General features: G+C 64.0%; 1 protein-coding gene. It reads left to right on the top strand.

All coding sequences use genetic code 11. The features are described from left to right. The coding region (locus tag KVP70_RS35875) for an AMP-binding protein (RefSeq protein WP_217946744.1) at positions 1-328 on the top strand (328 nt) is incomplete at both ends.

Below are 328 nucleotides of genomic sequence, written 5' to 3'. Positions count from 1 at the left end.
CGCGGCTACCTGAATCGGCCGGAGTTGACTGCGGAGCGCTTCCTGCCGGATCCGTTCAGTGCGCAGGCGGAAGCGCGGCTATACAAGAGCGGCGACCTGGGCCGCTGGTTAGCCGATGGCAACATCGCGTATGTAGGAAGGAACGACTTCCAGGTCAAGATCCGTGGTTTCCGGATTGAGCTGGGCGAGATCGAAGCCAGACTGGCGGCCTGCGAAGGCGTGCGCGATGCGATTGTGATCGCACGCGAAGACCAGCCGGGCGACAAGCGGCTGGTGGCGTACGTGATCGCGCAAGCAGGGGCGGAAGAAGGGGCCTTGTCGGCAACCA

Origin of the sequence: Duganella violaceipulchra (assembly GCF_019166075.1) — a bacterium.
Taxonomy (GTDB): Bacteria; Pseudomonadota; Gammaproteobacteria; order Burkholderiales; family Burkholderiaceae_D; genus Rugamonas; species Rugamonas violaceipulchra.
This window is presented reverse-complemented; position numbering and strand designations above follow the sequence as displayed.